Raw genomic sequence first — 21,552 nt, forward strand, 5'->3', positions numbered from 1 at the left:
GACCCGGATCTAGAGAAGGAACGAGAATGCCCTGGAACAATCAAAGTGGCGGAGGCGGCCCTTGGGGCGGCGGCAATAACGGAGGCCCCTGGGATCAGGGACCGCGTGGGCCGAGCGGACCGCAGGGGTCCCCCCCCGATCTTGAAGAGATCATCCGGCGCGGTCAGGACCGGCTGAAGAACGCCCTTCCGGGGGGCGGCAGGGCGAGCCCGGCAATGATCCTTCTGGTCATCGTCGCGCTGGCCGGGTTGTGGCTGTTCAAGGCCGTCTACACCGTGCAGCCCGATGAGGTGGCGGTGGAACTGCGGTTCGGCAAGCCCAAGCCAGAACTCTCCGAGCCGGGCCTGCACTTCCATTGGTGGCCGGTCGAGACGGTCGAGAAGGCATCGATCGCCGAGCGGCTGGTCGATATCGGAGCCGTCCGCGGCGGCGCCTCCAGCGGTCTGATGCTGTCCGGCGACCAGAACATCGTCGACGTCAAATTCTCCGTCGCCTATCAGGTCGCCGATCCTTCCGCCTATCTGTTCAACGTGGCGAGCCCCGACGAGATGCTGCGGCAGATCGCCGAAAGCGCCATGCGCGAGGTGGTCGGACGCCGGCCGGCGCAGGACATTTTCCGCGACGATCGACAGGGCATCGCCGAGGACGTCCGGGCGACCATCCAGACGGCGCTTGACGAATACAGCACGGGCTTGACCGTCAATGCGTTGTCCATCGAGGACGCGGCCCCGCCGCGCGAGGTTGCCGACGCCTTCGACGAGGTGCAGCGCGCCGAGCAGGACGAGGACCGTTTCGTCGAGGAGGCCAACCAGTATTCGAACCAGAAGCTCGGTCAGGCACGCGGCGAGGCGGCCGGCATCCGGGAAGAGGCTGCCGCCTACAAGAACCGTGTCGTCCAGGAAGCCGAGGGTGAGGCGCAACGCTTCATCTCCGTCTACGACGAATATGCCAAGGCACCCGAGGTGACCCGCAAGCGGCTTTTCCTCGAAACCATGGAGAACGTGCTGCGCGGCTCGAACAAGGTCATTGTCGAGCAGAACGGCGGCCAGGGAGTGGTGCCATACCTGCCCCTGCCTGAACTCCGCCAGAGATCGCAGCAGCCGCGCACCGACGCGCAAGGGGGCAACTGATGTCCAATCGTCTTCCCATTCTGGTCATCATCGGCGCGGTTGTGCTGTTCCTCCTGTATTCCGCGGTCTTCGTCGTCAACGAACGCCAGCAGGCGATCGTTCTTCGCTTCGGCGAGATCGTCGACGTCAAGAGGGAGCCGGGCCTCTACTTCAAACTGCCCTTCGCCTTCGTCGAGGCCGACAACGTGCAGATCATCGAGGACCGCATCCTGCGGTTCGACCTCGATGACATCCGCGTCCAGGTTTCGGGCGGCAAGTTCTACGAAGTCGATGCCTTCATCGCCTATTCCATCAACGATCCGCGCCGTTTCCGGCAGACGGTGTCGGGCAGCCTCCAGCTTGCCGAACAGCGTATGCGGACCCGTCTCGATGCGGCCTTGCGCCGGGTCTACGGCCTGCGTGGTTTCGAGGCGGCCCTCTCCGAGGAACGCGCATCGATGATGCGCGAGGTGGCCGAGGATCTGCGTCCGGCTGCGGCTTCGCTGGGAATTGAGATCGAGGACGTGCGCATCCGCCGGACCGACCTGACGGCGGAGGTCTCGCAGCAGACCTATGACCGCATGAAGGCCGAGCGCCTTGCCGAGGCGGAGCGCCTGCGGGCCCGCGGCCGCGAAGCCGCCGCCCGCATCCGCGCCCGCGCCGATCGCGAGGTGGTGGAAATCCGGGCGGCCGCGAACCGCGAGTCGGAGATCCTGCGCGGTGAAGGCGAGGCCGAGCGCAACGGCATCTTCGCCGACGCCTTTTCGCGCGACCAGGACTTCTTCGAGTTCTACCGGTCGATGTCGGCCTACCGATCGGCGCTCGATCCCGCCGGAACCACCATGCTGCTTTCGCCTGACAGCGACTTCTTCCGCTTCTTCAACGATGCGCAGGGAACGCCTCGGCCGGGTGCGCCCGCACCGGGTGGCGCCGACAGCCGATAGGGATCGCGATGAATGATTTCATCGCGGCCCTCGGCCTCGTGCTGGTTATCGAAGGGCTGGTCTATGGCGGCATGCCGCGCTTGGCCAAGCGGCTCGCCGAACAGGTGATCGAGATGCCGGAGAGCACGCTGCGCACCGCCGGCATCACAGCCATGATCGCGGGGGTTTTCGTGATCTGGTTCATTCGAGGATGAACAAAACAGCGGCTCGCGCGGGAAAGCCTGCGCGGGCCGCAAACACGCCGCAATCGCGCCGGATCATAAAGACGTGAAGCGTCTTTTCATGGAAAATGCGCTGCCGACGATCTAGGGTCCATATCTGACCTGGGTCGCTCAAGGCAGGCAGCCCGACAAGCCATCTGGAGATTAGCCGTCAATGACGCCGTCGAAGATCTTGAATTCAATGCGCGTGGCGCCCGTTGCCGCAATGCTTGCCGTGGGCGCCCTGGCTTCGGGCCCGGTCATCCTGCTGCCGCAGAAGGCCATGGCCGAGGGGCCCGCTTCCGTCGCCGATCTCGCCGAGCGACTTGCCGGGGCCGTCGTGAACATCTCCACCTCGCGCTCGACAGGCGGCGACAATGCCGGCCGCGTGCCGATGCCGAAGCTGCCGGAAGGTTCGCCTCTGCAGGAATTCTTCGACGATTTCTTTCAGGAACAGCCGGGCACCGAGCCGACGCCGCGGCAGGCCCAGTCGCTCGGTTCCGGCTTCGTGATCGATGCCGAGGAAGGCATCATCGTCACCAACAATCACGTCATCTCCGAAGGCGGCCAGATCGTCGTCAATTTCACGGACGGCGGCAAGCTGGACGCGGAACTCCTCGGTGTCGACACGAAGACCGACATCGCCGTGCTCAAGGTCGACGCCTCCAAGCGAACGCTGATGGACGTGTCTTTCGGCGATTCCGACAAGATGCGCATCGGCGATTGGGTGATGGCGATCGGCAACCCGTTCGGCCTCGGCGGCACGGTGACGGTGGGCATCGTCTCGGCGCGCAACCGCGAGATCGGCTCGGGGCCCTATGACGACTTCATCCAGACCGACGCGGCCATCAACCGTGGCAACTCGGGCGGACCGCTGTTCAATATGGACGGCGAAGTGATCGGCATCAACACGGCGATCATCTCGCCCACCGGCGGCTCGATCGGCATCGGCTTCTCGATTCCCTCGTCGCTGGCGATCAACGTGGTCAACCAGCTGCGTGAGTTCGGCGAGACGCGGCGCGGCTGGCTTGGCGTGCGCATTCAGGAAGTTACCGACGACATCGCCGAGAGCCTGGGGATGGACAAGGCGGTCGGCGCCATGGTGAGCGGCGTCATCGAGGGCGGGCCTGTCGACGACGGCTCGATCCAGGCAGGCGACGTGATCACCCATTTCGACGGCAAGCAGATCGTGCACATGCGCGATCTGCCGCGCATCGTCGCCGAGAGCCCGGTCGGCGAGGAAGTCGACGTGACGGTGATCCGCAAGGGCGAGGAGAAGACCGTTCGCGTCAAGCTCGGACGGCTCGAGGACAGCGAGAAGCTGGCTTCGGCGGAGGGAACCGAGAACAACGCGGAAGAGCCGTCCTCCGGGCCGGTCTCGGCCGCCGCCGTTCTGGGCATGCATTTTGCTCCGCTCGACGACGACACGCGCGGCGAGTTCGAGATTTCAGCCGACATTTCGGGCGTCGTGGTCACCGAGGTGGACGAGAACTCCGCCGCGGCGGAGAAGGGCGTCACTCCGGGTGACGTGATCGTCGAGATCGCCCAGGCGACCGTGTCGTCGCCGAAGGAAGTGCTCGACCGGCTGGAGGAGCTGAAGGGCCAGGGCCGCCGCAACGCGCTGCTGATGCTGGCCTCGAAGACCGGCGAGCTGCGCTTCGTCACCCTCAGGATGGACTGAGGTTTCCGGGCCCGCGTCCGGGCTCGCGCGGCCTCACGGCTGGAGGAATTCCCGCTCCCTGTATCCCTGCAGGTAGAGCAGGGCGGTCAGGTCGCCATGGTCGATCCGCACCCGCGCCTGGGCCGCGACGGCCGGTTTGGCGTGCAGCGCAACGCCGAGCCCGGCCAGCGCCAGCATGTCGAGATCGTTGGCGCCGTCGCCGACGGCGATCACCTCTTCGTGCGACAGGCCGTGCGTCGCGGCGAAGTCCGACAGGGCTGCTGCCTTGGCGGCGCGTCCGAGGATCGGCCTGGCGACCGTGCCGGCAAGACGCCCCTCGGCGGTCAGCAGCCGGTTTGCCTGCTGTGCCTGAAAGCCGAGCCTGGCGCTTATCGGACCGGTGAAATGCTCGAAGCCGCCGGAAACCAGCGCGGTGAAGGCACCGGCCGCATTCATCGTCGCCACCAGCGCCGGCCCGCCCGCGGCGAGCGTGATGCGGCGCTCGATGACGCGGTCGATCACATCGACCGCAAGACCTTCGAGCAGCGCGACGCGCTCCTCGAGGGCCGGCTCGAAGGCGATCTCGCCGTTCATCGCCCGGCGGGTGATGTCTGCGACCTTTTCCTTGAGGCCAAGTTCGGCGGCGAGTTCATCGATGCACTCCTGGTCGATCATGGTGGAATCCATGTCGGCAATCAGCATCTTCTTACGCCGGCCTTCCGTCTTCTGGACGGCGATGTCGACGGGCTTTCCTTCAAGACGCTGACGCAGGCGCCGTTCGGCTTCTTGCGCATCCCCTTCGCCTTCGAGGTGAATATCGCAGGCCACCCCCTCGCAAAGCCAGTCGATGCGGCTTGCATCGAGCGCCTCCATGGCCATAGTCGCAAGCGGCGCGGACACTGCGCGCTCCGCGGGGCTGGAGATGAGGGTAGCGACGAGAGGCATGGGCGTTTCCGGACAAGACGACGGGACGAGGCAACTGAAGAACGCGATCCTGATAGCCGGGCCGACGGCGAGCGGCAAGTCCGCGCTCGCCATGGAGGTCGCGCGCCGGACGGGCGGCGTTATCGTCAACGCCGATTCCATGCAGGTCTATTCGGTCCTTTCCGTGCTGACCGCGCGCCCGGATGCCGGCGATCTGGCGGCCGCACCGCATTTCCTCTACGGCCATGTTCCCCCGGCACGGGCCTATTCGACCGGACGCTGGCTGGACGATGTCGCGGCGCTGGCGCGCAAGGGAGTGTTCACGGGCCGGCGGGCGGTGTTCGTCGGCGGCACGGGGCTTTATTTCCGGGCCCTGACGGAGGGCTTGTCGCCCATGCCGGCGGTCCCCGAAGATGTCCGCAGAGGCTGGCGGGACCGTTTGGCGGCCGAAGGGCCGGCAGCGCTCCATGCCCTTCTTGCCGACAGGGACCCGGTGGCGGCCGCCGCCATCCGGCCGTCCGACGGTCAACGCATCGTGCGGGCGCTCGAAGTGCTTGATGCATCGGGGCGGCCCCTGAGCGACTGGCAGGCCGAGGCTTCGGTGCCGCTGGTGGACGCCGATACCAGCCATGGTTTCGTGCTCGAGCCCGAGCGCGGCCTGCTTGCCGAGCGCATCGCCACGCGCTTCGACCGGATGATCGGGGAGGGGGCGCTGGACGAGGTGCGGGCGCTGCAAGCGCTCGATCTGGCCTCCGACCTTCCCGCCATGAAGGCGATCGGTGTCCGTGATCTTGGCGATGCCCTTGCCGGCCGCCAAACCCTTGCGGATGCGGTGGCGCGCACCAAGACCGCCACCCGGCAATATGCGAAGCGTCAGATGACCTGGTTCCGCAACCAGTTCGGCCCCGAGTGGACGCGGATCGCCATCGACCGGAACACCGAACTCGCCTCTGTTGTCGCACGAATCCTGACCGCCAGCGGCTGAAATGCGGCGGTTGGTGCCAGTTATGATTGTAGCGATTAACCTTGCGTAAGTGAGACTGTGCGAGAAGAACCCAAAGGGTTTCATTCGGGTTCGGAATGCGTTTCCACAAGGCAGAGTCGGCATTCTTCGTGTTCGTCACGCTGGTCTTCGGCGCCGGGGCGCTGCTGGCTTACGCCTATCTCATTCTGCACAACGGAGCCCAGATGCTGCCGCCGCGCGAACAATTGGGGCTCTACACCCAGTTGCTCTTCGTTATCGGTGTGCTGCTGGCGACGGCGATCATCTTCGGCGTGTTCTTCATCTATCCGCTGATCCGCACGCAGGTTCGCGAGGAAGGCAAGTTGCGGGCGATGACGGAATCGCTCAGCGCGCGCTCGGAATCGCTGCAGCACGCGGCGTTGACCGACAGCCTGACCGGCACCCAGAACCGCCGGTTCTTCGACGATGCGCTGCGGGAATACCTGCACGAATTCGGCCGCATCGAGAAACCGGTCGGATTGATGGTGCTCGATCTCGACCACTTCAAGCAGGTCAACGATACCCACGGCCACGATGTCGGCGACAAGGTGCTGCGCGAAGTGGCGCGCGGGCTGAAGGACCTGACGCGCTATCACGATGTGGTGGCGCGGATGGGGGGCGAGGAATTCGCCATCGTCGCCCCGAACATGAGCCAGGAGGCGCTCGTCAAGCTTGCCGAGCGCATTCGCAAGGCCGTATCCTCGCTTGTGATCGACACCGGCAATGTGCGCATCCGCGTGACGATCAGTGTCGGCCTGTCCGTCTGGAATGGCCGGGAATCCTCGGAGGAGCTTTTCCGGCGTGCCGACAAGATGCTCTATGAGGCAAAGCGGCTCGGTCGCAATCGCGTCTGCGCCTGAGGGCCGTCAACACGACAGATCTTGCGGGCGCGAAACCCGTTCAGCGGTTGCCGAAGCGGTTTCGGTTGAGGGAAGGGACGGTCGGCGAACTGAAACCGCGCTGGCCGTGCGCCTCGTCCGACCAGAGCGGACGCGCTTCGCTTCCTGAGATCCGTCCTGACGTCGGCTCATAGCCCGCATCGCCGGCCTGAAGCCCGGAGGGGGCCGCCTCGCCATTCGGGCGCATGGGCGCCGTGCGGGTGCGCCCGGTCTCGCGCAGCCGCTTGACGATGGACGCCAGGTCGATCTCGGCGTCCACCTGCCCGCGCTGTACGGCCGCCGCTCCGTCCTGGCGCGTCGCCGGCACCACATCGGGCGGCAATTCCTCGAACTTGACGCGCATGGTGGTTGCTACGCCCTCGCCGAAGGCGATGGCCTCGCGCCGGCCCATGGCCGACAGGAAGGAAAGCGTCGAGGCGGAGGAATCGGCGATCGCAGAGCGGATGATCGCCTGATCCTGATCGTTGGCGAGGCGCATGGCGAAGACGGTCGAGCATTGCGACAGGACCGTCGGGTCGAGCTCGCCCGGGCGCTGCGTGACGACGCCCAGATAGCAGCCATATTTGCGCCCCTCCTTGGCGATGCGCGCCAGCGCGTGACGCGTCGGCGCGAAGCCCATCCGCGGATCCGACGGCATGTAGCGGTGAGCCTCCTCGCAGACCACGAGCAGCTTGAGGCGGCCGTTGCTCCACAGCGCCATGTCGAAGGCGAGGCGGGAGAGGACGGAGCACACGGAGTTGACGACCTCTGGCGGCATGCCGGCCATCTCGAGGCAGGTGACCGTCTTGCCCTGGCCGGGGATGCGGAAGATCTGGCCGATCGTCTCGTGGATCGTGTCCTCGATCAGGCGCGAGGCGAACATGAAGCGATAGCGCGGGTCGTTGAGCGCGGCTTCGATGCGGGCCCTGAGGCTGCGGTAGAGCGGACGGTCGGTCTTCGTCTCGAGCATCCCCATGCGCTCGTCGATGTCCTTGAGGACGTCTGCCATGCGGTAGGGGACGGGCGTGTCCGCGGTGATGCTGCTCGCTTCGCCGGCCCGCTTCAGGAGACCGCCGGCAGCCGGATTCTGGTAGATCTGCTTGGCGTGGGGGATGAGATCGCGCAGCAGTTCGACCTCCTCCGGAACCGCCTCGCGGCCGCGGAAAAGCACCTCGACGAACTCCTCCAGCCGGAACAGCCAGAAGGGCAGATCCAGTGTCGTGGTGTCGATGCGCACGGCATATTCGGGCAGGGCTGCGGCAAACTCGTTGTGCGGATCGAGTATCAGGACCCTAAGGTCGGGGCGGGAGGCGATGGTCTTGCGCAGGAGCAACGCCACCGCTGACGATTTGCCGACGCCCGTGGTGCCGACCACCGCAAAATGCCTGTTCAACGTGTCGTCGACGGCGATGCAGGCGTCGATGGCCTCGTCCTGCGATAGCCTGCCGATGACGGCGGAGTGACGGCCGTTGAGATCGTAGACCGCCTGCAGATCGCGTGAGCGGATGCGGTGGGCCGGCGCGCCGATGTGCGGATATTCGGTGATGCCGCGGTCGAAGACCGGTGTCGAGCCGCCGTCGCGAACCTCGCCGATAAGCTCGACGGAAATGGCGATCGGGTTGGCCTCGTTCTCGCTCCAGCGCCGTTCCGGCCGCTCGACGGCGTAGACGAGGCCGACCGTGCGTGTCGCGCCGAGGTTGATCGAAATCATCTTGCCGACGGTCCAGTGGTTTCCGGAGGTATTGTCCTCCGTGCCGGCGTCGGCCGCAATGGTCGCGCGGGCGCCGTCGCAATGCACGACGTGTCCCAGCAGGCGCCGCTGCGGCTGATCGGACGCCCGCCGCTCCTGTGATGTCGTCTCGCCCTCGGTGGTCCCGCGTTCCACAAACATTGCATCACCCCGCCATTCCCAAGCTGCAAGGTTAACGAGGGGCGGTTAAGGGCGGGTGTTGGGCGATGGTGTAGAGACCGTTAAGGAAACGGCTCGAAGTCGACCGAGGGGCCGCATTTGACGGGGCCTTTCACAACGGGGTGGGGGCGGCTATCAAGGGGCGGACAGATCGGCACCTGATTCGGGGGGCGCTCCCATGAACGGACGTGGGCTCATACTTGCGGCGGTGCTCGGCGTTGCCTGTTCCACCGTGAGCCTTGCGGAAGAAAACCGGCCTTTCCTCTACTTCGCCACCAGCGAACCCTTCGCCGATCCCGGTGCGCCGGCCCGGCTGAACGATATCCACGTGTTCGGCGGCGTCTTTGCGCAAAACTCCTTTGGCGGCGTCCTCGAATTCTGGGAAACGGACTATCTGAGCAGCTACATGGTCGGCGCCGTCTACGGGCGCGACCTTGCCGAACTCGGTGCCGGGTTCGTGCTTGGCGGCGTCGCCGGGGCGGCGCTCCGTTTCGGCAAGGATGACGACACCAGCGGCGAGTTCTGGGCCGGTGTCAGGCTCCGCCATCGCGGGCTTGTCATCGGCGACCTGGCCATATCCCCGGGGTTCACCGCAGGCTTCAGCCTCGTCACCGCGCCGACGGACGTGGAACGGCAGCGCGAGATCGCCTATGACGGCGATGCGACCTTCCTGGGGTTCCTGGGCCCGGAGCTGGCGTTCAAGCTGCGGCAGGCGCCCAATGTCGAGTTCGTCTATCAACTGCATCACCGCTCCGGAGCCGACGGAACCTTCGGCGATTTCGGCGAAGGATCGAACGCCAGCACGTTCGGCTTGCGCTACCGGTTTTGACGAGCCCGACAAAGCCGGTTGACAGTTCCGCTCCGGCAACCTTATTGTGCGCCGCCATGAAGACAAGAAACATTCTTATCGTAGGAAGGCGCATGGGCAAGGCGGCGTAGCCGTCTGGCGAAAGCCTCTCATGCGCGAAACACAGGCTCCTTCGGGGGCCTTTTTTATTGGCCCGGTGTTCCTTTGGGCACACGGGGCAGCTAAATCACCTTCGCCGGGTACAGAGAACGGATCGATACGATGAACAAGGCAGAGTCAGGGTCAGCAACGGACGCTTCGTCCCGCCACGAGATGACGGGCGCCGAGATGGTCGTGCAGGCGCTCAAGGACAATGGGGTCGAGCACATCTTCGGATACCCTGGCGGCGCCGTACTTCCCATCTATGATGAGCTTTTTCAGCAGGACGCGATCCAGCACGTTCTGGTGCGCCACGAGCAGGGCGCCGGTCACGCCGCCGAAGGCTATGCGCGCTCGACGGGCAAGGCCGGCGTGATGCTGGTGACGTCCGGTCCCGGAGCGACCAATGCCGTGACCCCGCTGCAGGACGCGTTGATGGATTCCATCCCGCTGGTCTGCATCAGCGGGCAGGTGCCCACGACGCTGATCGGCTCCGATGCCTTCCAGGAATGCGACACGGTCGGCATCACGCGCCCCTGCACCAAGCACAACTGGCTGGTGAAGGACGTCAACCAGCTCTCGGCGATCATCCACGAGGCCTTCCACGTGGCCACGACCGGCCGGCCGGGCCCGGTGGTCGTCGACATCCCCAAGGACATCCAGTTCGCCAAGGGGACCTACACGCCGCCGCAGACCGCGCCGCGCACCAGCTATCAGCCGCAGGTGCAGGGCAATATGGAGCAGATCAAGGCAGCCATCGCTTTGATGGCGCAGGCGAAGAAGCCGGTCATCTATTCCGGCGGCGGCGTCGTCAATGCCGGCCCGGAGGCGAGCCATCTGCTGCGTGAGCTGGTCGAACTGACCGGCTTCCCGATCACCTCGACGCTGATGGGCCTCGGTGCCTATCCCGCCTCGGGCAAGAACTGGCTGGGCATGCTCGGCATGCACGGCACCTACGAAGCCAATATGGCGATGCATGATTGCGACGTCATGCTGTGCATCGGCGCCCGTTTCGACGATCGCATCACCGGACGCCTCGACGCCTTTTCGCCGAACTCGCGCAAGATCCACATCGATGTCGATCCTTCCTCGATCAACAAGAACGTGCGCGTCGACGTGCCGATCATCGGCGATGCGGGCCGCGTTCTGGAGGATCTGGTGCGGCTGTGGCGTGCCACGGCGAAGGCCGACAAGCAGGCGCTGAAGCCGTGGTGGACGCAGATCGACATCTGGCGGGCGCGGGATTCGCTTGCCTATCGGCCGAACGACGACGTCATCATGCCGCAATATGCGATCCAGCGCCTCTATGAGCTCACCAAGGACCGCGACGTCTACATCACCACGGAGGTCGGCCAGCACCAGATGTGGGCCGCGCAGCATTTCGGCTTCGAGGCGCCCAACCGCTGGATGACCTCGGGTGGCCTCGGCACCATGGGATACGGCCTGCCGGCGGCGCTCGGCGTGCAGATCGCCCATCCCGGCGCGCTGGTGATCGACATCGCCGGCGATGCCTCCGTGCAGATGACGATCCAGGAGATGAGCGCGGCGGTGCAGCACAATGCGCCGATCAAGATCTTCATCCTCAACAACCAGTACATGGGCATGGTGCGCCAATGGCAGCAGCTCCTGCACGGCAACCGCCTGTCGCATTCCTATACGGAGGCGATGCCCGATTTCGTCAAGCTGGCGGAAGCCTATGGCTGCCACGGCATCCTGTGCGACAAGCCCGGCAAGCTCGACGATGCGATCCGCGAGATGATCGCGGTCGACAAGCCGGTGATCTTCGACTGCCGCGTGGCGGCGCTCGCCAACTGCTTCCCGATGATCCCGTCCGGCAAGGCGCACAACGAGATGCTGCTGCCGGACGAGGCAACCGACGAAGCGGTGGCGACGGCCATCGGCGAGGAAGGCAGGCAGTTGGTGTAGCGGTGCCGCCACGGGCGGCATGTTCGCTTTGATTCCAGAAGGTTACACGATGCTTTTCGAAAAGAGATTCACCCTATGAACGCTCAGCTTCAACCGACGGGTTCGGCCTACTTCATCACCAAGGAAACCGAGGCCAGCGAGCGGCGCACCCTTGCCATCCTGGTCGACAACGAGCCGGGTGTCCTTGCCCGCGTCATCGGCCTCTTCTCCGGCCGCGGCTACAACATCGACAGCCTCACGGTCTCGGAGACCGAGCACGAAAAGCACCTGTCGCGCATCACCATCGTGACGCGCGGCACGGGGCATGTGCTCGAGCAGATCAAGCATCAGCTCGAGCGCATCGTGCCGGTGCACCGCGTGGTCGATCTGTCGGTGGTGGCCGACGAGCGCGGGCACGACCGGCCCATGGAGCGCGAGCTGGCGCTGGTGAAGGTGCGCGGGCAGGGCGACGACCGCGTCGAGGCGCTGCGGCTCGCCGATGCCTTCCGTGCACAGGTGATCGATGCCAACACCGAACACTTCATCTTCGAGGTCACCGGCCGTGTGTCGAAGATCGAGCAGTTCATCGCGATCATGACCCCGCTCGGCCTCGTCGAGGTCTGCCGCACGGGCGTCGCCGCCATGAACCGCGGGCCGGAAGGCATGTAGCGCGGCCCGCGACGGGGACAATTTTCCGCCCGACGGTGACAAGTTCGCGATGGCCGCCGCGCGCATCCAGGTCAATAATGCTGACCGAATTTGCGATGAAACCTGGCCGCAGCGTGCGTGCCTTCGTCCTCACCCTCGTGGTTCGACAAGCTCACCATGAGGGTGAGGACGAAGGCAGACAGCAGCCCTCATGGTGAGCTTGTCGAACCACGAGGGCGGACTGCAGTGCGCGGCTGCCAATCGCGCAACACAATTCAACCAGCCCCAAACCGGTTTCCCGCCATGTCCTTGGACGTCTTTCTCGCGCTTCTCGTCTTCTCCTTCGTATCGTCGGTCACGCCGGGGCCGAACAATTTCATGCTTCTCGCCTCGGGGGTGAATTTCGGCTTCCGGCGCACGATCCCGCACATGCTGGGCATCGCCGGCGGCTTTGCCTCGCTGCTCCTGGCGGTGGGCTTCGGGCTCGGCGCGGTGCTCAACGCCTTTCCGGCGCTGCACACGGGGCTCAAGCTCGCCGGCGGCGCCTATCTCCTCTATCTCGCCTGGCGCATCGCCATGGCACGCGCCCTGGGGCCGGACAGAGGCGGCAAGGGCGATCCGATGACCTTTCTCGAGGCGGCTGCGTTCCAATGGGTCAATCCCAAGGCCTGGGTGATGGCGCTGACGGCGATGGCGGTCTACACCGACCCGGCGGCGCCCTTCGTGACCGTGCTGCTGGTGGCGCTCGCCTTCGTGCTGGTCAATTTTCCGAGCGTTTCGGTGTGGGCCGGCTTCGGCGTCGCCCTGCGCGGCTTCCTCGCCGATCCCGCGCGGCTCAAATGGTTCAACATCGCCATGGGTCTGGCGCTGGCGGCGACGCTGTGGCCGATGCTGCGCTGATCACTGCTCGGCGAGAAAGGCGGCAAGCTCGGCCAGCGCCGCGTTCCAGTTGATGGTGATCTCGTTGGTCGACCAGCTTTCGATGTCGTCGATGTAGCAGAACTGCGGCGCGCATCCTTCCAGCTTTTGATTGGCGACATCGTCGCCGAGCCAGATATTCGGTCCGCCTGCCAGCGATCCTTTCGGCGGGTTGGGCAGGCGCTGGTCGAGCTGGTGGGCGTACCAGCGCGAATGCTGGTTGCGCACGTCGTCGACGCCGTATCCGGTGACGTAGGAGAGGCCGGGCCCGTTGCGGCCGAACAGATAGTCGACCGCCTCCAGCACCGCGGCGCGGTATTTTGGGCGGCCGGTCAGGTCGTGGGCGCGGGCGACGACGATGGCGTTCTGGGCAACCAGGTGGTTCGAACCCCAGCCATACTTGCCGCCGGGCGGCTCGTAGACATGGCCGAACGGCGTTCGCGCCTGAATTTTCAGGTACCCGTCGGCCGCCGTCACGATCTGCCGGCGCAGGCGCTCGATCTCGCGCTCCGGCAACGCGTTGGGCACCAGCGCCAGCGACAGGACGGCGCGCGGCCCGACATTCGCCCAGTCATAGCCTTCCGGCCGGAAGATCGAAGCCTGCCAGTGCGGCGAGGCTTCCAGCGCTGCACGATAGTCCTCGCCTCCGGTCGTGATGAACAGTTCGGCCGCCGCCCAGAACAGCTCGTCCGTCAGGTCCGTGTCGCTGTAGGCGCCGCCTCCGTTGGTGTCGTTCTCCGGCGCGATCAGGCCGGGATGCTCGGCGGCCGCCCGCCAGGCCTTCCCGGCGGCCGCCAGCAACCGCGTCGAGTAGGCGGCATCGAACGGTTCGAACAAGCGGGCGCCCTGCGCTGCGGCCGCTGCAAGGTTGAGCGTGGCGGCGGTCGAAGGGCGGTGCAGCAGCCTCTGCCGCGGGTCCTCGTGAGGCAGCGTCGGCAGGCCCGTCCAACCCTCGTCATGGACCTTGTGGTGCGCCATGCCGGCCAGCGGCTCGCCGTCCGGCACCTGCATCGTGAGCAGGAAGTCGAGCTCCCAGCGGGCTTCGTCGAGGACGTCGGGAATGCCGTTGCCGGCCTCCGGGATCGCCAGCGCGCCGTCGGCCAATGAGGCGCTCGACGCGCCCTCGACATGAAGCGTCCGTTCATAGGCGCTCATCAACTGCGCCACCGAGATGCCGCCATTGACCACATACTTGCCGTGGTCGCCGGCATCGTACCAACCGCCTGCGACATCGAGCGTGTAGCCGCAGCTCCAGGGCTCGCCATAGATATCCCGGGACATGCCGGCCGGCTGGCAGGGCACCTGGAGGTCGCCCTGGTTCGCCGCCTCGCCGCCCGGCGCGCTGGCATGCCCGGCCGGGCGGGCATAGGCTTCACCGGCGAATGCGGCGTCGATCTCGATGCCGGAGCGGGCTGGATAAAAATAGCCGAAGGCGTCGCGTGGGAGATGCCGGTACAGGCCGGCTGCGATGGAGAAGGGGGGGCTTATGGCTCCATCGACCAAAAGGGTCAGGCCGCGGCCTTCCTCCGTCACCGTGGAAAAGTCGATGCGGTGCACCCTGCGCCGCACCGAAGGGTCGAGCCCCGCCGGCTCGGTCTTGCCGCGCGCGATCTCGCGCCCGTCCGCCGCGACCAGCCGCCAGGAGAGCGGCACGGGGCGGTCGCTCATCAGCGTGGCGCGCTTGGGGCCGTCGGGCAGATAGCCCACCTGATTGACGCGCAGAAGCGTTTCGGCAAGGGCAGGCTGTCCCTCAGCGAGAAGGATGCCGATCCCGGCAAGACAAACGGTCGCTTTCATTTCTGCCCGCCCCGGCGTTTGGAATTCGATCGGCGGCACCATGACAGGCCTTGCCTTCAAAGCGGTAAAGGAATCGTCCGCCGCGGCCTCGAGGTCCCGATTGCCGCGCCGAAAGGCTGTTCAGGCCGCTCCGAATCTGCTTTCTGGCCGGGATGGACTTTTCCCCGCAACAGGACGAGGCGCTGAAGGCAGTGGCGCGCTGGCTGAAGGCCGGCGACAGCCAGATCTTCCGCCTGTTCGGCTATGCGGGAACCGGCAAGACGACGCTTGCCCGCTATTTCGCCGAACATGTGGACGGCGATGTGCAGTTCGCCGCCTTTACCGGCAAGGCGGCGCAGGTGCTGCGCTCGCGCGGAGCCACCAACGCGCGCACCATCCATTCGCTGATCTACCGGCCGCGCGGCGAGGAGGAGGTGGCGAACGAGGTGACCGGAAAGACCTCCATGTCGCCGACCTTCTCGCTCAACCGGCAAAGCCCGATTGCCAAGGCGGCCCTCGTCATCATCGACGAATGCTCGATGGTGGACGAGGCGCTCGGGCGCGACCTGATGTCTTTCGGCACGCCGATCCTCGTCCTCGGCGATCCCGGCCAGCTTCCGCCGATCTCCGGCGGCGGTTTCTTCACCGAGCACGAGCCGGACCATCTCTTGACCGAGATCCACCGGCAGGCGCGCGACAACCCGATCATCCGGCTGGCCCTGGACGTGCGCGAGGGGCGCGACATCGTGCCCGGCGACTATGGCGCGGCCAGGCTGATCTCGAAGGGCGAAGTCAACCAGGACATGGTGCTTGAGGCCGACCAGGTGCTGGTCGGCACCAACCGCACGCGCCGCCGCTACAACCAGCGCCTCAGGGAACTCAAGGGGTTCGAGGCGCGCTACCCGCAGGCGGGCGACAAGCTGGTCTGCCTGCGGAACGACCCGGCCAAGGGGCTGCTCAACGGATCGCTGTGGAAGGTGATGACGTCCTCGCGCGAGACGGTGAAGCCGGGGATCAACCTGCTCGTCTCGCCGGAGGAGGACGATCCCGATCGCGGCGTCGCCAAGATCAAGCTGTTGAAGGCCGCATTCGAGGATCCGGAAGCCGACATTCCCTGGCAGACCAAAAAGCGCTTCGACGATTTCGACTATGGCTATGCGCTGACCGTGCACAAGGCGCAGGGCTCGCAATGGGACGAGGTCGTGCTGTTCGACGAAAGCTACGCCTTCCGCGACACCCGCCAGCGCTGGCTCTACACGGCGATCACGCGCGCCTCGGAGCGCCTGACGATCGTCAGATAGAAGGCTCTGCCGGCCTTGCGTCGAGCCAGGCCCAGGCCTCGCCGATCCTGTCGGCATCGAAATGCCTGATCTGCATGGAGAAGAAGGGCCGGAAAAGCCCCACCATCGTGCCCATCCAGGCCGGCCCGCCGACCAGCGCGTATCTGCGGATGTGGCGCAGGGCATGGGTCTTGCCGATCATCGTCTGCTCCTTGAAGGCGGCCTGCCAGTCGAAGCCTTCATAATCGCGCAGGACGACGATGACGTCGATCTTGTCGTGCACTTCATAGGCGCCCTCGAGAAGGCCGTAGAGGTTTTCCATGTCGGCGGCGCTGATGCGGCCGACGATCTCGAAGGCATAGGCATCCTCCCGGTCGGTCTCCACGCGCCTGACATGGGGCGGATCGTCGTTGATGGTCATGCCGGATCTCCGTGCTTGACCATTCCACAACGCCATTTGGTCCTGTCCGTTGCGATCCGGACAGGCTATGCAGTCCGGACGAACATCTGAAGCGGACAATAATCGGAACAGACCATGCCGGCAAAGCTCTCCGTCAACCTCAATGCCGTCGCGATGCTGCGCAACCGGCGCGACCTGCCGTGGCCGAGCGTCACGGGTCTGGGCCGCATCGCGCTGGCGGCGGGCGCCCACGGCCTGACCGTCCATCCGCGCCCCGACCAGCGCCACATCCGCTTTGCCGACCTGCCGGAACTCCGCGCGCTGATCGACGACGAGTTTCCCGGCCGCGAGTTCAACATCGAGGGGTATCCGACCGATGCTTTCCTCGATCTCGTGGAGGCGCATCAGCCCGAACAGGTGACCCTGGTGCCGGACGATCCCTCGCAGGCGACCTCCGACCATGGCTGGGATTTCAACAAGCAGGGCGCCTTCCTCGAGCCGATCGTGGCGCGGCTGAAGAAAAAGGGCTTCCGCGTTTCGCTCTTCGCCGATCCCGAGCCGGGGCAGGTGGCGGCGGCCGGGGCGCTCGCCGCCGACCGGATTGAACTCTACACGGGGCCTTATGGCGGTTGCCATGATGAGTCCGAAAAGGCCGCCATCGAATTGGAAAAGCTCGGAAAAACGGCGGACGCGGCGGCTGCCGTCGGGCTCGGCGTCAATGCCGGTCACGACCTCACGGTGGCCAACCTGCCGCCGCTGGTGCGCCGTATCCCGGCTCTGGCCGAGGTCTCCATCGGCCACGGGCTGACGGCGGACGCGCTGGAACACGGCATGGCCGAGACCGTGCGTCGTTTCCTGAAAGCCTGTGCGGGGTGACCGCATGGTTAACGGAAACCGATAAGGAATCTTAGGATTCGATCCATTAAGCACGGCGCAGCTTGTGAGGTTTTCCATGCGCGCCGTTGTCCTCTTATCCCTGTCGCTGGTTCTGTCGGCCTGTGCCTCGACGCCCGCCCGCATCAACAATGTCTGTTCCGTTTTCGACCAGAAGCAGGGCGTGTTGGGCGGCTGGTATTCGGCGGCCAAGCGCACCGAGCGGCAATATGGCGTTCCGGCTTCGGTGCTGATGGCGACGATCCGCATCGAATCCGGTTTCAGATCGACCGCCCGCCCGCCGCGCAGCAAGCTTCTGGGCTTCATTCCATGGAAGCGGCCGTCCAGTGCCTACGGTTATTCGCAAGCGCTCGACGGAACCTGGGACCGCTACCGGCGCGAGACGGGCAACTGGAGCGCCCGCCGCAGCAGCTTCTCCGATGCGGTGAATTTCGTCGGCTGGTATCACTATACGAGCAACCGGAAGAACGGCATTGCGCTGAACGACGCCTACAACCTGTATCTCGCTTATTATGCCGGCCATGCGGGCTATTCGCGCGGAGCCTGGCGCAACAATCCGCAGATGCAGAAATCCGCCCGCAACGCAGCCCGTATGGCCGACAGCTATTCCGAGCAGATGCGGCGCTGCGGGCGCTAATCGCGCTGCCCTTGCCGCAAATTTCAGGCGGCCAGGAGGTGCGTTCTCCCCACACAAGGGGAGAACGCTTCATCGGTGCGGGACGCCGATATCGCAGGCGAGCGTGAGGCCCCCGGCAAGCGAAAGGCTCAGGCGCCGAGGAGGGCGGCCTTGTTCTCTTCCAGGAATGCTTCGAGCGGGCGCGGTTCCGTGCCGGACAGTGTGGCGACGTCGGTCGTCACCTCGCTCAGGCCGCCGATGCGCATGTTGACGTCGAATGAGACCAGAAGCGGCGCATAGGCTTGTGGCACGCCGGCCGCTTCCAGACCGGCAAGCAGGGCCTCGTCTGAGACGTGAACGACCTCGAGCGGTTTGCCGGTAACCTCACGAGCAAGGGCGGCGATTTCTTCCGTGGTGAGCGCCTTGGCGCCGGTCAGCGTGTAGGTGACGTTCCTTCCCGTACCGGAAGCGAGCGCGGCAGCGATGGCGCGGGCGACGTCGTCGCGTCCAATATGGGCAAGCCGCCCTTCGCCCGCAGCGCTGTACCACTTGCCGGAGGCGATGGCATTCGGCAGGGCCATCAGCAGGTTTTCCTGATACCAGCTGTTGCGGAAGATCGTGTAGGGAATCCCGCTCGCCTTGATCGCCTGCTCGGTGGCGTAGTGATCGCCGGCGAAGAGGACGGGGTTGCCCGGTTCGGGCTTCGGCATCGAGGTGTAGGCGATGCGCTTGACGCCCGCTGCAACCGCGGCGGCAACGGCGGCCTTGTGCTGCGCGATGCGCCTGCCGGGTTCGCCCAGTGCGTCGGTCGAGACGATCAAGAGCGTGTCGACGCCGGCGAAGGCTGTCGGTAGGCTTGCGGCGTCGTCGAAATCGACTTTCCGCGTGGCGACGCCGCGAGATGCAAAAGCGGCCAGTTTCGAGGGGTCGCGCGAGGCGGCGATGACGCGACCCGCCGGGACCTTTTCGAGCAGGTGGTGGAGTACACGTTGGCCGAGCTGGCCGGAAGCGCCGGTGACGAGAATGGTGTCGGACATGATCTTCTTTCCGTTGGATGCAAAATCGCTATATGGTCTCGAAATGAGAGCAGCACGAAAATAGGAATTGGACACCGGCCGTAAAGAAGGCAGTTTTCTCGCCACAGGTTACCTGAAGGGAACCGCATCGGCGAACAGCACCCGACTCGCCGGAACCAGCCGGAAAGGAAGACGCTGATGGACATGGATAGCGCCGAAGGCGGTGGGATCTATGATTTCGAGACCATTGTGCGGCGCAGGGAGGGCAATCTGGGCGATTGCCCGGTGCGCGAGGTGATCGCCAATATCGGCGGCAAGTGGACGTCGCTGATCATGTTGGCGCTGGCCGAAAAGCCATACCGGTTCGGCGCGCTGCGCCGGCTGGTTCCCGACATCTCGCAGAGAATGCTGACGCAGACCCTGCGCGACCTGCAGCGCGATGGCTATGTGAACCGCGAGGTGTTTCCCACCAAGCCGCCGGGCGTCGAATACAGCCTGACCGAACTCGGTCGTTCCATGTTCCAACCACTCAGCGATCTGGTGATGTGGGCGGAACGGAACCATGAGCGGGTGAGGGCGGCACGGGAAGCTTTCGACGAGGCGGAAACAGGAGCGTAGGGAGGTCCCTTTCCGGTTCCGCCTTCGTCTGTCTTCCTTGATGATTGTTGTCGCCCTTGCATTTGCCAATCTCCTGTGAGAGAACCGTACCGTACGGTACGATCATCTGGCTCAGGCGGTTCCTTGCACGACATCAGCGATATTCCCGGCGCTCCCGAAAGCTTCACGCCGCGCCAGCGCGCGGTGCTCGACCGTGCGCTCGAGCTGCTGCTGGAAGGCGGGGAGCGGGCCCTGACGACGGCCGGGCTGGCGCGGGCGGCAAGCTGCTCCAAGGAAAGCCTCTATAAATGGTTCGGCGACCGCGACGGTCTGCTGGCTGCGATGATCTCGCATCAGGCGAGCAAGGTGCGCGCCCGGATCGACGATGGATCGGCACTGGACCTCTCGCGCTTTCGTGCGCATCTGGTGGATTTCGCCACCGACCTCTTGCAGGTTCTTGCCGGTGATGTATCCCTTGCGCTCAACCGATTGGCGATCGGCCAGGCGAGCCGCGAAGGCAGCCGACTCGGGCAGCTTCTGATCGAGCGCGGACGGCGCGGCATCGATCGGCGCGCCGGAGCGCTTCTCGATGCTGGAAGGCGGCGCGGCCTCATCGTCTATGGGGACCGCGACGCCGCCTATCACACGCTCTATGGCCTGATCGTGCGCGATCTGCATGTGCGCATGCTTCTGGGCGAGGCCGGAGCGCGGCAGCCCGAAAAATTCGCCGCCCTCGCGGAGGAGGCGGTGACACAGTTCTTCGTGCTCTTCGGGGTGCGGGAAAACAAGAAGGCGGACCCAGACTGATGCCAGGTCGCCCCTCACATCAAGCGTATCGAATGTTATAAGGAAGGAAGCGAGTATGCGTGTTTATTATGATCGCGACGCCGATCTGAACCTCATCAAAGGCAAGAAGGTCGCCGTCATCGGCTATGGCAGCCAGGGGCGCGCGCACGCGCTGAACCTGAAGGATTCGGGTGTCAAGGACGTGGTGGTGGCGCTGCGCGCCGGTTCTTCCACGGCCAAGAAGGTCGAGGCCGACGGCCTGAAGGTGATGACGGTGGCCGAGGCGGCCGGCTGGGCCGACCTGATGATGATGGCGACGCCGGACGAGCTGCAGGCGGGCATCTACAAGGACGAGATCGCGCCGAACATCCGCGACGGCGCGGCGATCGCCTTCGCGCACGGTCTCAACGTGCATTTCGGCTTGATCGAGCCGAAGAAGACCGTCGACGTCCTGATGGTCGCGCCGAAGGGCCCTGGCCACACGGTGCGCGGCGAGTATCAGAAGGGCGGCGGCGTGCCGTGCCTCGTGGCCGTTCACCAGGACGCCAGCGGAAACGCGCTCGACCTCGGCCTCAGCTATGCCTGCGGCGTCGGCGGCGGCCGCTCCGGCATCATCGAGACGACCTTCCGTGAGGAATGCGAGACCGATCTGTTCGGCGAGCAGGTGGTGCTTTGCGGCGGTCTGGTGGAGCTCATCCGCGCCGGCTTCGAGACGCTGGTCGAGGGCGGCTACGCGCCGGAAATGGCCTATTTCGAGTGCCTGCACGAGGTGAAGCTGATCGTCGACCTCATCTATGAGGGCGGCATCGCCAACATGAACTACTCGATCTCCAACACGGCCGAGTGGGGCGAATACGTCTCCGGCCCGCGCATCATCACGCCCGAGACCAAGGCCGAGATGAAGCGGGTGCTGAAGGACATCCAGACCGGCCGCTTCACCTCCGAGTGGATGCAGGAGTGGCATTCGGGCGCGGCACGCTTCAAGGCCACCCGGCGTCTCAACGACGAGCACCAGATCGAGGAAGTGGGCGCCAAGCTGCGCGGCATGATGCCGTGGATTTCCAAGAACAAGCTGGTCGACAAGGACAAGAACTGAGCCGGTTCCTATCGGAATTCAAGAAGAAAGGCCGCGGCGATGCCGCG

At 65.4% G+C, this 21,552-nt stretch carries 21 protein-coding genes; 16 read left to right on the top strand and 5 right to left on the bottom strand.

Annotated elements, in window-relative coordinates; genetic code table 11:
• Positions 1 to 26 precede the first annotated feature (26 nt).
• The 4 genes from hflK (at position 27) to NUU27_RS13150 (ending at position 3,934) form a co-directional block, all read left to right on the top strand.
• Positions 27 to 1,130, top strand: a complete 1,104-nt coding sequence (gene hflK / locus NUU27_RS13135) for an FtsH protease activity modulator HflK (RefSeq protein WP_257762563.1) — start codon at positions 27 to 29, stop codon at positions 1,128 to 1,130.
• On the top strand, positions 1,130 to 2,053 hold the full coding sequence (gene hflC, locus NUU27_RS13140; protein WP_257762564.1) for a protease modulator HflC: 924 nt from the start codon (positions 1,130 to 1,132) through the stop codon (positions 2,051 to 2,053). The genes hflK and hflC overlap by 1 nt, the downstream gene beginning before the upstream one ends.
• Before the next feature lie 8 nt (positions 2,054 to 2,061).
• Positions 2,062 to 2,247 (top strand): DUF2065 domain-containing protein, encoded by a 186-nt coding sequence (locus NUU27_RS13145; protein WP_257762565.1) that lies wholly within the window; start codon positions 2,062 to 2,064, stop codon positions 2,245 to 2,247.
• A gap of 181 nt (positions 2,248 to 2,428) precedes the next feature.
• Complete coding sequence (locus tag NUU27_RS13150; RefSeq protein ID WP_257762566.1) at positions 2,429 to 3,934, top strand: DegQ family serine endoprotease; 1,506 nt, start codon at positions 2,429 to 2,431, stop codon at positions 3,932 to 3,934.
• A 33-nt stretch (positions 3,935 to 3,967) separates the two neighbouring features.
• Here the strand turns inward: NUU27_RS13150 and serB are convergent, their stop codons facing one another.
• A complete protein-coding gene (gene serB, locus NUU27_RS13155) occupies positions 3,968 to 4,858 on the bottom strand; it encodes a phosphoserine phosphatase SerB (RefSeq protein WP_257762567.1) in 891 nt (296 codons plus the stop codon).
• Here serB and miaA point away from each other — a divergent pair.
• Positions 4,836 to 5,822, top strand: a complete 987-nt coding sequence (gene miaA / locus NUU27_RS13160) for a tRNA (adenosine(37)-N6)-dimethylallyltransferase MiaA (RefSeq protein ID WP_257762568.1) — start codon at positions 4,836 to 4,838, stop codon at positions 5,820 to 5,822. The genes serB and miaA overlap by 23 nt on opposite strands.
• A 95-nt stretch (positions 5,823 to 5,917) precedes the next feature.
• Positions 5,918 to 6,700, top strand: a complete 783-nt coding sequence (locus NUU27_RS13165) for a GGDEF domain-containing protein (RefSeq protein ID WP_257762569.1) — start codon at positions 5,918 to 5,920, stop codon at positions 6,698 to 6,700.
• Between the two features lie 40 nt (positions 6,701 to 6,740).
• On the opposite strand, the gene NUU27_RS13170 is transcribed toward NUU27_RS13165, so the two are convergent.
• The gene (locus NUU27_RS13170; RefSeq protein ID WP_257762570.1) at positions 6,741 to 8,609 is read right to left on the bottom strand and encodes an ATP-binding protein; all 1,869 of its coding nucleotides are present in this window, start codon (positions 8,607 to 8,609) and stop codon (positions 6,741 to 6,743) included.
• Between the two features lie 196 nt (positions 8,610 to 8,805).
• Between NUU27_RS13170 and NUU27_RS13175 the strand changes: the two genes are divergently transcribed.
• From NUU27_RS13175 to NUU27_RS13190, 4 genes are all read left to right on the top strand, one after another.
• On the top strand, positions 8,806 to 9,456 hold the full coding sequence (locus NUU27_RS13175) for a hypothetical protein (RefSeq protein ID WP_257762571.1): 651 nt from the start codon (positions 8,806 to 8,808) through the stop codon (positions 9,454 to 9,456).
• A 240-nt stretch (positions 9,457 to 9,696) separates the two neighbouring features.
• Positions 9,697 to 11,499, top strand: coding sequence for an acetolactate synthase 3 large subunit (locus tag NUU27_RS13180; protein ID WP_257762572.1), 1,803 nt, complete (start codon positions 9,697 to 9,699; stop codon positions 11,497 to 11,499).
• A gap of 75 nt (positions 11,500 to 11,574) precedes the next feature.
• A complete protein-coding gene (ilvN, locus tag NUU27_RS13185; protein ID WP_257762573.1) occupies positions 11,575 to 12,147 on the top strand; it encodes an acetolactate synthase small subunit in 573 nt (190 codons plus the stop codon).
• Between the two features lie 282 nt (positions 12,148 to 12,429).
• A complete protein-coding gene (locus tag NUU27_RS13190; RefSeq protein WP_257762574.1) occupies positions 12,430 to 13,026 on the top strand; it encodes a LysE family translocator in 597 nt (198 codons plus the stop codon).
• Here the strand turns inward: NUU27_RS13190 and NUU27_RS13195 are convergent, their stop codons facing one another.
• Positions 13,027 to 14,841 (bottom strand): glycoside hydrolase family 9 protein, encoded by a 1,815-nt coding sequence (locus NUU27_RS13195; protein WP_257762575.1) that lies wholly within the window; start codon positions 14,839 to 14,841, stop codon positions 13,027 to 13,029.
• A gap of 152 nt (positions 14,842 to 14,993) precedes the next feature.
• Here NUU27_RS13195 and NUU27_RS13200 point away from each other — a divergent pair, with 152 nt between their 5' ends.
• Positions 14,994 to 16,121, top strand: coding sequence for an ATP-dependent RecD-like DNA helicase (locus tag NUU27_RS13200; protein ID WP_257762576.1), 1,128 nt, complete (start codon positions 14,994 to 14,996; stop codon positions 16,119 to 16,121).
• On the opposite strand, the gene NUU27_RS13205 is transcribed toward NUU27_RS13200, so the two are convergent.
• The gene (locus tag NUU27_RS13205; RefSeq protein WP_257762577.1) at positions 16,114 to 16,521 is read right to left on the bottom strand and encodes an STAS/SEC14 domain-containing protein; all 408 of its coding nucleotides are present in this window, start codon (positions 16,519 to 16,521) and stop codon (positions 16,114 to 16,116) included. The genes NUU27_RS13200 and NUU27_RS13205 overlap by 8 nt on opposite strands.
• A gap of 114 nt (positions 16,522 to 16,635) precedes the next feature.
• Here NUU27_RS13205 and NUU27_RS13210 point away from each other — a divergent pair, with 114 nt between their 5' ends.
• Together NUU27_RS13210 and NUU27_RS13215 are read left to right on the top strand one after the other, a co-directional pair.
• Positions 16,636 to 17,376, top strand: coding sequence for a pyridoxine 5'-phosphate synthase (locus NUU27_RS13210; protein ID WP_257762578.1), 741 nt, complete (start codon positions 16,636 to 16,638; stop codon positions 17,374 to 17,376).
• A 76-nt stretch (positions 17,377 to 17,452) separates the two neighbouring features.
• Complete coding sequence (locus NUU27_RS13215) at positions 17,453 to 18,031, top strand: hypothetical protein (protein WP_257762579.1); 579 nt, start codon at positions 17,453 to 17,455, stop codon at positions 18,029 to 18,031.
• Between the two features lie 128 nt (positions 18,032 to 18,159).
• On the opposite strand, the gene NUU27_RS13220 is transcribed toward NUU27_RS13215, so the two are convergent.
• Positions 18,160 to 19,047 carry an SDR family oxidoreductase gene (locus tag NUU27_RS13220; RefSeq protein WP_257762580.1) on the bottom strand — a complete coding sequence of 296 codons (888 nt, stop codon included), beginning with the start codon at positions 19,045 to 19,047 and terminating at the stop codon, positions 18,160 to 18,162.
• Between the two features lie 183 nt (positions 19,048 to 19,230).
• Between NUU27_RS13220 and NUU27_RS13225 the strand changes: the two genes are divergently transcribed.
• The 3 genes from NUU27_RS13225 to ilvC all read left to right on the top strand — a co-directional run bounded on the left by NUU27_RS13225 (position 19,231) and on the right by ilvC (position 21,505).
• Complete coding sequence (locus NUU27_RS13225; RefSeq protein WP_257762585.1) at positions 19,231 to 19,644, top strand: helix-turn-helix domain-containing protein; 414 nt, start codon at positions 19,231 to 19,233, stop codon at positions 19,642 to 19,644.
• Positions 19,645 to 19,767: 123 nt separating this feature from the next.
• Positions 19,768 to 20,430: a TetR/AcrR family transcriptional regulator gene (locus NUU27_RS13230; RefSeq protein ID WP_257762581.1), complete on the top strand. Its 663-nt coding sequence runs from the start codon at positions 19,768 to 19,770 to the stop codon at positions 20,428 to 20,430.
• A 55-nt stretch (positions 20,431 to 20,485) separates the two neighbouring features.
• Complete coding sequence (gene ilvC, locus NUU27_RS13235; protein WP_257762582.1) at positions 20,486 to 21,505, top strand: ketol-acid reductoisomerase; 1,020 nt, start codon at positions 20,486 to 20,488, stop codon at positions 21,503 to 21,505.
• Positions 21,506 to 21,552 lie beyond the last annotated feature (47 nt).

Source organism: Nitratireductor sp. ZSWI3 (genome assembly GCF_024655565.1).
Lineage (GTDB): Bacteria > Pseudomonadota > Alphaproteobacteria > Rhizobiales > Rhizobiaceae > Nitratireductor.